This is a genomic window from Streptomyces sp. NPDC060000 (assembly GCF_042737375.1).
GTDB lineage: Bacteria > Actinomycetota > Actinomycetes > Streptomycetales > Streptomycetaceae > Streptomyces.
Genome location: NZ_JBHWUU010000057.1, coordinates 25,517 through 35,163, shown reverse-complemented (window position 1 = coordinate 35,163; position 9,647 = coordinate 25,517). Strand labels below are relative to the sequence as shown.

General features: G+C 71.7%; 10 protein-coding genes. 6 read left to right on the top strand and 4 right to left on the bottom strand.

Features of this window, described 5'->3' with window-relative positions:
* Nucleotides 1–323 precede the first annotated feature (323 nt).
* From ACFWBB_RS27480 to ACFWBB_RS27470, 3 genes are all read left to right on the top strand, one after another.
* Nucleotides 324–1,349 carry a 6-phosphofructokinase gene (locus ACFWBB_RS27480; RefSeq protein WP_385277631.1) on the top strand — a complete coding sequence of 342 codons (1,026 nt, stop codon included), beginning with the start codon at nucleotides 324–326 and terminating at the stop codon, nucleotides 1,347–1,349.
* A gap of 108 nt (nucleotides 1,350–1,457) precedes the next feature.
* Complete coding sequence (locus ACFWBB_RS27475) at nucleotides 1,458–2,408, top strand: cytochrome c oxidase assembly protein (RefSeq protein ID WP_385277629.1); 951 nt, start codon at nucleotides 1,458–1,460, stop codon at nucleotides 2,406–2,408.
* A gap of 60 nt (nucleotides 2,409–2,468) precedes the next feature.
* The gene (locus tag ACFWBB_RS27470) at nucleotides 2,469–2,639 is read left to right on the top strand and encodes a hypothetical protein (protein ID WP_385277628.1); all 171 of its coding nucleotides are present in this window, start codon (nucleotides 2,469–2,471) and stop codon (nucleotides 2,637–2,639) included.
* A gap of 58 nt (nucleotides 2,640–2,697) precedes the next feature.
* Here ACFWBB_RS27470 and ACFWBB_RS27465 read toward each other — a convergent pair whose 3' ends face one another.
* From ACFWBB_RS27465 to ACFWBB_RS27450, 4 genes are read right to left on the bottom strand one after another with little or no spacing between them, the layout of a single operon-like run.
* Nucleotides 2,698–3,903, bottom strand: coding sequence for a sensor histidine kinase (locus ACFWBB_RS27465; RefSeq protein ID WP_385277626.1), 1,206 nt, complete (start codon nucleotides 3,901–3,903; stop codon nucleotides 2,698–2,700).
* Nucleotides 3,900–5,630, bottom strand: coding sequence for a cation acetate symporter (locus ACFWBB_RS27460; RefSeq protein WP_385277624.1), 1,731 nt, complete (start codon nucleotides 5,628–5,630; stop codon nucleotides 3,900–3,902). Before ACFWBB_RS27460 ends, ACFWBB_RS27465 begins: the two co-directional genes overlap by 4 nt.
* Nucleotides 5,627–6,004 (bottom strand): hypothetical protein, encoded by a 378-nt coding sequence (locus tag ACFWBB_RS27455; protein WP_385277690.1) that lies wholly within the window; start codon nucleotides 6,002–6,004, stop codon nucleotides 5,627–5,629. The genes ACFWBB_RS27460 and ACFWBB_RS27455 overlap by 4 nt, the downstream gene beginning before the upstream one ends.
* Nucleotides 6,001–6,765 (bottom strand): LytR/AlgR family response regulator transcription factor, encoded by a 765-nt coding sequence (locus ACFWBB_RS27450; protein ID WP_385277622.1) that lies wholly within the window; start codon nucleotides 6,763–6,765, stop codon nucleotides 6,001–6,003. The genes ACFWBB_RS27455 and ACFWBB_RS27450 overlap by 4 nt, the downstream gene beginning before the upstream one ends.
* Nucleotides 6,766–6,843: 78 nt before the next feature.
* Here ACFWBB_RS27450 and ACFWBB_RS27445 point away from each other — a divergent pair, with 78 nt between their 5' ends.
* From ACFWBB_RS27445 to rocD, 3 genes are all read left to right on the top strand, one after another.
* Nucleotides 6,844–7,329, top strand: coding sequence for an Lrp/AsnC family transcriptional regulator (locus ACFWBB_RS27445; RefSeq protein WP_385277620.1), 486 nt, complete (start codon nucleotides 6,844–6,846; stop codon nucleotides 7,327–7,329).
* 162 nt (nucleotides 7,330–7,491) lie between these two features.
* Complete coding sequence (ddaH, locus tag ACFWBB_RS27440) at nucleotides 7,492–8,304, top strand: dimethylargininase (RefSeq protein ID WP_385277618.1); 813 nt, start codon at nucleotides 7,492–7,494, stop codon at nucleotides 8,302–8,304.
* Nucleotides 8,301–9,530, top strand: a complete 1,230-nt coding sequence (gene rocD, locus ACFWBB_RS27435) for an ornithine--oxo-acid transaminase (protein ID WP_385277616.1) — start codon at nucleotides 8,301–8,303, stop codon at nucleotides 9,528–9,530. Before ddaH ends, rocD begins: the two co-directional genes overlap by 4 nt.
* The last annotated feature ends 117 nt before the right edge of the window (nucleotides 9,531–9,647 follow it).

Sequence of the window (9,647 nt, the reverse complement as noted above, 5' to 3'; positions counted from 1 at the left end):
GGGGGCTCGAGGTCACCGGGGTGCCGCCGATCCACCCCCTGGGGCCGGGGGCCCCCCCCACCGCGCGCAGGGGGGCGGCCCCGCCCCGGGGGTGGGGCCCGGCGGCCGCCCCCCGGGGTGGGGCGCCCCCGCCGCCGTGTGTTCACCTGTTTTTCAGAGTGCCGTCAGCAGCCCGTCTGACGGCGCATCCGCACAGGTGAGCAGGCACGTCCAGCAGGCGGACGGGTGCTTCGGCCCCGCCCCCTCCTGCCGCTAGGGTGGCGGGGATTCGAGCCGGACAGAGTGGTCCGGACCGGCCCACGTGGAGAAGGTTGTTTCGGGCTATGCGCATTGGTGTCCTCACCTCCGGCGGCGACTGCCCCGGCCTGAACGCCGTCATCCGGTCCGTCGTGCACCGTGCCGTCGCCGACCACGGCGACGAGGTCATCGGGTTCCGGGACGGCTGGAAGGGCCTCCTGGAGTGCGACTACCTCAAGCTCGACCTGGACGCGGTGGGCGGCATCCTCGCCCGCGGCGGCACGATCCTCGGCTCCTCCCGGGTCCAGCCCTCGCATCTGCGGGACGGCGTGGAGCGGGCGCGGGGCCATGTCGAGGAGCTCGGCCTGGACGCGATCATCCCCATCGGGGGTGAGGGCACGCTCAAGGCCGCCCGGCTGATGTCGGACAGCGGTCTGCCGATCGTGGGCGTGCCGAAGACCATCGACAACGACATCGCCGTCACGGACGTCACCTTCGGCTTCGACACGGCGGTCGGTGTCGCGACCGAGGCGCTGGACCGGCTGAAGACCACCGCCGAGTCCCACCAGCGGGTGCTCGTCGTCGAGGTCATGGGGCGCCACACCGGCTGGATAGCGCTGCACTCCGGCATGGCGGCCGGCGCGCACGCCATCGTCGTACCGGAGCGGCCCTTCGACATCGAGGAGCTGGCCCGCCGGGTCGGTGAGCGGTTCGAGGCGGGCAAGCGGTTCGCCATCGTCGTCGCGGCGGAGGGCGCGAAGCCGAAGGCCGGCAGCATGTCCTTCGACGAGGGCGCGAAGGACATCTACGGGCACGAGCGGTTCGCCGGGATCGCCCGGCAGCTCTCCATCGAGCTGGAGTCCCGGCTCGGGAAGGAAGCGCGGCCGGTCATCCTGGGGCATGTGCAGCGGGGCGGTACGCCGACCGCGTACGACCGGGTCCTCGCCACGCGGTTCGGCTGGCACGCGGTGCAGGCCGTGCACCGGCAGGAGTTCGGGAAGATGACGGCCCTGCGCGGGACGGACATCGTGATGGTGTCGCTGGCGGAGGCGGTCGCGACGCTCAAGACCGTGCCGGAGGACCGGTACGCGGAAGCGGAGACCGTCCTGTAAGAGGGGCCCGACTCCCAGCCGCCCCCGGTGACAGAGATCGCCGGGGGCTTCCTTACTCTTGTGGGCGGCAGGAAACGTACAACCCCCCACGAATCAGGAGCCGGCGGCATGGAACACAGCGGGCACGGCATGACCATGGATCTGCCGCCGTTCACGCTGGGGCGGGGGCTTCAGTGGTCGGCGGACCCCTTCTTCCTCGTCGCCTGTCTGGTGGGGCTCGCGCTGTACGCGTGGGGGGTCCTGCGGCTGCGCAGGCGCGGGGACGCGTGGCCGGTCGGGCGTACCGTCTCGTTCGTCGTCGGCGTGCTGACCATCGGGCTCGTCATGTGCACCGGGCTGAACGACTACGGGATGGTCATGTTCAGCGTGCACATGGTGCAGCACATGGTGATCAGCATGCTGTCGCCGATCCTGCTCCTTCTGGGCGCGCCCGTGACGCTGGCGCTGCGCGCGCTGCCGGCCGCCGGACGGGGCCGCAAAGGACCGCGTGAGCTGCTGCTGATGCTGCTGCACAGCCGCTACATGCGGATCATCACCCATCCCGCGTTCACCATCCCGCTGTTCATCGCGAGCCTGTACGCGCTGTACTTCACGCCGATCTTCGACTTCCTGATGGGCTCCAGGGCGGGACACCTGGCGATGATGGTGCACTTCCTGGCCGTCGGTGTGGTGTTCTTCTGGCCGATCATCGGCGTGGACCCGGGGCCGAACCGGCCGGGCTACCTGATGCGGATGCTGGAGCTGTTCGCGGGCATGCCGTTCCACGCGTTCTTCGGCATCGCGCTGATGATGGCGTCGCAGCCGATGGTCGGGACGTTCGAGAACCCGCCCGCCTCGCTCGGCATCGACGCGCTCACCGACCAGAACGCGGCCGGCGGCATCGCCTGGGCGTTCAGCGAGGTCCCGTCGGTGCTGGTGCTGATCGCGCTGCTCTTCCAGTGGTACGGCTCCGAGCAGCGCCAGGCGAAGCGCAAGGACCGGGCCGCCGACCGCGACGGCGACCAGGAGCTGGTGGCGTACAACGCCTATCTTGCGTCGCTCGACACCCACGGGCGCTGATCCCGGGGCACCATGGAGGGGACGCGCCCTGCGGAGGGCGGCCCTGAGGAGGGTGTCGCGATGGCAGGTACGACGGACAGTTCCACGAAGACCATGGGGGTGCTCACCGTCGGCGGGCTCGTCGTGGTGACCGCCTACTCGGTGGCGCTCGGGAGCAACGGCTGGCTGTGGTTCGGCTGGGTCGTGCTCGGGCTGATCACGCTCACCATGATCGTGACGCGGACGAGCTGAGGCCTGCCTGACGGGTGGGCCTTACCGCCGGTGAGGCCCGCCCGCCGGTGAGGCCGGCCTAGCCGCCCGTGAGGCGGGCCGCGGAGTGTACGCCCGGCTGGTACTTCGGCAGCCGGGCGGTGATCTTCATGCCCGCTCCGAGGGCCGTCTCGATGACCAGTCCGTAGTCGTCCCCGTACACCTGGCGGAGCCGGTCGTCCACGTTGGACAGTCCGATGCCCCCGGACGGGCTGACCTCACCGGCCAGGATGCGGCGCAGCGCGACCGGGTCCATGCCGGCGCCGTCGTCCTCGATGACGACCAGTGCCTCGGCGCCCGCGTCCTGCGCGGTGATCTGGATGTGGCATTTGTCGGACTTGCCCTCCAGGCCGTGCTTGACGGCGTTCTCGACGAGCGGCTGGAGGCAGAGGAAGGGCAGCGCCACCGGGAGCACCTCGGGGGCTATCTGGAGGGTGACGGCGAGACGGTCGCCGAACCTGGCCCGGACCAGCGCCAGATAGTGGTCGATGGCGTGGAGCTCGTCGGCGAGGGTGGTGAAGTCGCCGTGTCTGCGGAACGAGTAACGGGTGAAGTCGGCGAACTCCAGGAGCAGTTCGCGGGCGCGTTCGGGGTCGGTGCGGACGAACGACGCGATCACCGCGAGCGAGTTGAAGACGAAGTGCGGGGAGATCTGGGCGCGCAGGGCCTTGATCTCCGCCTCGATCAGTTTCGTACGGGACTGGTCGAGGTCGGCGAGTTCGAGCTGGACGCTCACCCAGCGGGCCACCTCGCCCGCCGCCCGGACCAGGACGGCGGACTCGCGGGGCGCGCAGGCCACGAGGACGCCGAGCACCCGGTCGTCGACGGTCAGCGGGGCGAGGACGGCCCACCGGACGGGGCAGTCGGCGTGCTCGCAGGCGAGGCGGAAGGCCTCGCCCCGGCCGCTCTCCAGGGGGCCGGCGAGCCGCCGCGTGATCTCGGCGCGGTGGTGCGATCCCACCCCGTCCCAGGCCAGCACCTCCTTCTCGTCGGTCAGGCACAACGCGTCCGTGCCGAGCAGCGTGCGCAGTCTGCGGGCCGACCTGCGGGCCGTCTCCTCCGTGAGGCCCGCCCGGAGCGGGGGCGCGGCGAGCGAGGCGGTGTGCAGGGTCTCGAAGGTGGCGTGCTCGACGGGGGTGCCCAGGCCGCCCAGGTTCTCCGGGCGGGCGGTGCGGCGGCCCAGCCAGAAACCGACGGCGAGGAAGGGGAGGATCGCGATGCAGACGCCCGCGAGGAAGTCGCTCACGCCTTCGCCTCCGCCGCCCGCAGTTCCTCCGTGCTCAGTTCCTCGGGCAGGTGGAACCGGGCCAGGATCGCCGCCGTGCCGGCCGGGACCCGGCCCGGGGTGGCCAGGGACACCAGGATCATGGTGAGGAAGCCGAGCGGTACGGACCACAGGGCCGGCCAGGCGAGCAGCGCGTGCAGGCCGCCCGTGCCGGGGAAGCCCGCCATGGTCGCGGCGACGGCGGCGAACGCCGATCCGCCGCCCACCAGCATCCCGGCGGCCGCGCCCGGCGGGGTCAGCCGGCGCCACCAGATGCCGAGGACGAGGAGCGGGCAGAACGAGGACGCCGACACCGCGAAGGCCAGCCCGACCGCGTCGGCCACCGGCAGCCCGCCGACCAGCAGGCTCGCGGCGAGGGGTACGGCCATGGCGAGCCCGGTGCCCAGCCGGAAGTGCCGTACCCCGCGGGCCGGCAGGACGTCCTGGGTGAGTACACCCGCCACGGCCATCGTCAGCCCGGAGGCAGTGGACAGGAACGCGGCGAACGCTCCCCCGGCGACCAGCGCGCCCAGCAGATCGCCGCCGAGGCCGCCGATCACCCGGTCGGGCAGCAGCAGCACGGCCGCGTCGGCGTCGCCGCCGAGGGCCAGCTCGGGGGCGTAGAGGCGGCCCAGGGCTCCGTAGACGGGCGGCAGCAGGTAGAAGGCGCCGATCAGGGCGAGAACGGCGACCGTGGTGCGGCGGGCGGCGACCCCGTGCGGGCTGGTGTAGAAGCGGACGACGACGTGCGGCAGGCCCATGGTGCCGAGGAAGGTCGCGAGGATCAGGCCGTAGGTGGCGTACAGGGGGCGTTCCTCGCGGCCGGCGGCGAGGGAGGTGGACATGCCGCCGTTGCTGCCGCGTTCGGCGACGGGTACGGCGGTGCCCTCGGCGAAGGTGAGACGGGTGCCCCGGTCGATGTGGTGGATGCCGGCGGGGAGGCGGAGCACGGCGTCCCGGTGCGGGCGGCCGTCGACCGTGCCGTTCACCGTCACGGTCAGGGGGCGGTCCAGTCCGAGGTCGAGGGTGTCGCCGACGCGGACGACCCGCTGCTCGCGGAAGGTGGCCGGTTCCCCGAAGACGTCGCGGGATGCTCCGTCGCCCTGCCAGGCGAGGATCAGGAAGAGGGCGGGGACCAGGAGGGCGGTGAGCTTGAGCCAGTACTGGAAGGCCTGCACGAAGGTGATGCTGCGCATGCCGCCCGCGGCGACGGTCGCGGTGACGACGACCGCGACGATCAGTCCGCCGAGCGAGTCGGGGGCGCCGGTCAGTACGGTCAACGTCAGTCCCGCGCCCTGGAGTTGGGGCAGCAGATAGAGCCAGCCCACGCCGACGACGAAGGCACCCGCGAGCCGCCGGGCCGACTGGGAGGCGAGGCGGGCCTCGGCGAAGTCGGGGAGTGTGTAGGCGCCGGAGCGGCGCAGCGGGGCGGCGACGAAGAGCAGCAGCACCAGGTAGCCGGCGGCGTAGCCGACCGGGTACCAGAGCATGTCAGGACCCTGGACCAGGACCAGGCCGGCGATGCCGAGGAAGGAGGCGGCGGAGAGGTACTCGCCGCTGATGGCGGCCGCGTTGAGGCGGGGGCCGACGGTGCGGGAGGCGACGTAGAAGTCGGAGGTGGTGCGGGAGATGCGCAGACCGAAGGCGCCGACGAGAACGGTCGCGACGACGACGAGGGCGACGGCGGGGACGGCGAAGGCCGAGTTCACCGGTCCTCGACCAGGCGTATGAGGTCCCGTTCGTTGCGTTCGGCGCGGCGCACGTACCAGCGGGCGAGCAGGACGAGCGGGCCGTAGAGGCAGAAGCCGAGCACCGCCCATTCGAGGCGGTGCGCGTCGGGCATCGCCGCGAAGAGGAGGGGCAGCGGGCCCACGAGGAGGGTGAGCACGGCGAACACCGCGAGGGCGGCGCGCAGTTGGGAGCGCATCAGGGAGCGGACATAGGTGTGGCCGAGGGTGGTCTGCTCGTCGATCTCGGTACGCGGGCGGTGATGACCCGAGGCACGCCGGGTACGGCGGGTACGCCCGGCGGGACCGGTGACGACGACGCGCCGTTCCACGGGGTCCTGGTGCGGCACGGTCAGGGCCTCCTCATCAGCAGGTCGCGCAGTTCTCGGGCGTGGCGGCGGCTGACCTGGAGTTCCTCGCCGCCGACCAGGACGCTCACCGTGCCGGCGTCCAGGCGGAGTTCGCCTATGTGGCGGAGGGCGACGAGATGGCGGCGGTGGATGCGGACGAAACCGCGGGCGCGCCAGCGCTCCTCCAGGGCGGACAGCGGGATCCGCACCAGATGGCTGCCGCGCTCGGTGTGCAGCCGGGCGTAGTCGCCCTGGGCCTCGACATGGGTGATGTCGTCGACGGTGACGAAACGGGTCACGCCGCCGAGCTCGACGGGTATGTGGCCGGGATCGGGCTCGTGCACGGGGATGCGCGCGACGGCTCCGCGCCGTTCGGCGGCTCTGCGTTCGACGGCGCGCCGGACCGCCTCGGCGAGCCGTTCCTTGCGGACGGGTTTGAGGACGTAGTCGACGGCCTTGAGGTCGAAGGCCTGGACGGCGAAGTCCTCGTGGGCGGTGACGAACACGACCAGCGGCGGCCGCGCGAAACCGGTGAGGAGACGGGCCAGGTCGAGACCGTCGAGGCCGGGCATCTGGATGTCCAGGAAGACCACGTCGATGGCCTCGGGGCCGTCCGGGCCGGACTCGAGGGCGCGGTTGATCCGGCGCAGCGCCTCGGTCGCGTCGCCGGCGCCCTCCACCGTGCCGATCCGGGGGTCGGCGGTGAGCAGGTACAGCAGCTCCTCCAGCGAGGGGCGTTCGTCGTCGACGGCGAGGGCGCGCAGCATGAGGGTGGAGTGTAGGGGTGATCCGCGCGCCTGGACATGTACCGGGGTGTGGACGTACGTGCTGGATACAGTGCGCCCATGAACAGCGTGCCTGCCCCATTCGACGAGCTCGACCGGAAGATCATCACCGCTCTGATGGCGAACGCGAGGACGAGCTTCGCCGAGATCGGCACGGCCGTCGGGCTGTCCTCGACGGCGGTCAAGCGCCGGGTGGACCGGTTGCGGGAGACCGGGGTGATCACCGGGTTCACGGCCACCGTGCGGCCGTCGGCGCTGGGCTGGCGCACGGAGGCGTACGTGGAGGTCTACTGCGAGGGCGCCGCGCCCCCCAGACGCCTCGCGGAGGTGGCGCGCAACCATCCGGAGATCACCGCGGCCATGACGGTGACGGGCGGGGCGGACGCGCTGCTGCATGTGCGGGCGCGGGACGTGGAGCACTTCGAGAACGTGCTGGAGCGCATCCGGGCCGAGCCGTTCATCCGCAAGACGATCAGCGTGATGGTGCTGTCGCACCTGCTGCCGGACAGCCCGGAAGCGGGCGCGAGTCAACCCGCTCCCGAATAAACCTCCGCACGCGCAGTGAACCTGCGTCGATCAGGTACAGCACGCAGCATTACTGCGTGAACACGCAACGCTTGTTCCTTGTCGGGCGTCCCGGTCAGTTCCTACCTTGGTGTCAACCCCAGTCGACACCGCAGGAAAGTGGAAAGGTGGAGGTACCTCTCTGTGACCGACAGCCGTGTGCGGCGCCCCCGGCGCTTTCTGGTCTGTGAGCCCAGACACTTCGCCGTGCAGTACGCGATCAACCCCTGGATGCGTCCCGACACCCCGGTCGACGTGGACCTCGCCCAGGAGCAGTGGCAGTCACTGATCCGCGCCTACCGCGCCCACGGCCACACCGTGGACACCGTGGAGCCGGCCCCCGGTCTCCCCGACATGGTGTTCGCCGCGAACTCGGCGGTCGTGGTGGCCGGCCGTGTCTTCGGCTCGCTCTTCCACGCGCCCGAGCGGCGGCCCGAGTCCGTCCACTACGACACCTGGTTCACGGCGGCGGGCTACGACGTGCACCGGCCGGAGTCGGTCTGCGAGGGCGAGGGCGACCTGGTGTGGACGGGCCGCTACGTGCTGGCCGGCACCGGCTTCCGGACGACCCGCGAGGCGCACCGGGAGGTGCAGGAGTTCTTCGGTCACCCGGTGATCAGCCTGACCCTGGTGGACCCGCACTTCTACCACCTGGACACGGCGCTGTTCGTCCTGGACGACGACAACATCTCGTACTACCCGCAGGCGTTCTCCTCCGGCAGCCGTGCGGTGCTCGCCCGGCTGTATCCGGACGCGGTGCTCGCCACCCGCGACGACGCCATGGCGTTCGGCCTGAACTCCGTCTCCGACGGCCGTCATGTCTTCATCGCACCCCGGGCCGAGGCCCTCGCGTCCCGTCTCACCGAACGCGGTTATGTCCCCGTCCCCGTCGACCTCTCCGAGTTCCAGAAGGCCGGCGGTGGCATCAAGTGCTGCACCCAGGAGATCCGTTCATGACCGCACCCGCCGTCCGTACGCGTACCTCCGCCGATCTGATCCGTGCCGAGGAACCCGTCCTCGCGCACAACTACCATCCGCTGCCCGTGGTCGTCGCGAGCGCCGAGGGCGCGTGGGTGGAGGACGTGGAGGGCCGCCGCTACCTCGACATGCTGGCCGGCTACTCGGCCCTCAACTTCGGTCACCGGCACCCCCTGCTGATCGAGGCGGCCCACCGCCAGCTGGACCGTCTCACCCTCACCTCCCGCGCCTTCCACAACGACCGCCTCGCCGAGTTCGCCGAGCGGCTCGCGGGGCTGACCGGCCTGGACATGGTCCTGCCGATGAACACGGGCGCCGAGGCGGTCGAGAGCGGCATCAAAGTGGCCCGCAAGTGGGCTTACGAGGTGAAGGGCGTGCCCCCCGACCGGGCGACGATCGTGGTCGCCGCCGACAACTTCCACGGCCGCACGACGACGATCGTCAGCTTCTCGACCGACGAGACGGCGCGGGCGGGCTTCGGACCGTTCACGCCGGGTTTCCGGATCGTGCCGTACAACGACCTGGCCGCGCTGGAGAGGGCCGTCGACGAGACGACGGCGGCGGTGCTCATCGAGCCGATCCAGGGCGAGGCGGGCGTCGTCATCCCCGCCGACGGCTATCTGGCCGGGGTGCGGGAGCTGACCCGCCGCCGGAACTGCCTGTTCGTCGCGGACGAGATCCAGTCCGGGCTGGGGCGTACCGGGCGGACGCTCGCCGTGGAGCACGAAGGGGTCGTCCCCGACGTGCTGCTGCTGGGCAAGGCGCTGGGCGGCGGGATCGTGCCGGTGTCTGCGGTGGTGGCCCGGCGCGAGGTGCTGTCGGTGCTGCGGCCGGGCGAGCACGGGTCGACCTTCGGCGGCAATCCGCTGGCCGCGGCGGTCGGCACGGCGGTGGTGGAGCTGCTGGAGACGGGTGAGTTCCAGCGCCGGGCGACCGAACTGGGCGTCGTCCTGCGGGACGGACTGACCGCTCTCGTCGGCAAGGGCGTCGTCGGCTTCCGGGCGCGCGGGCTGTGGGCGGGCGTCGACGTCGACCCGGCGCTGGGCACGGGCCGCGAGGTGAGCGAGCGCCTCATGCGGGAGGGCGTCCTGGTCAAGGACACCCACGGCTCGACCATCCGGCTGGCACCGCCACTGACGATCACCGGTGAGGAACTGGCCTCGGCGCTGGCCGTCCTGGAGAACGTGCTGGCGCAGCGGGGCTGAGCACCGGCGTGGTTCCATCACCGCTCTCCCGGCGGAGCGTTCGGCTCCCGGGTGGCTCAGCCGCTGCCGTGCAGGCAGGGTGATGATTGAGTCAGGAGGTGGTAGACCACTCTCAGC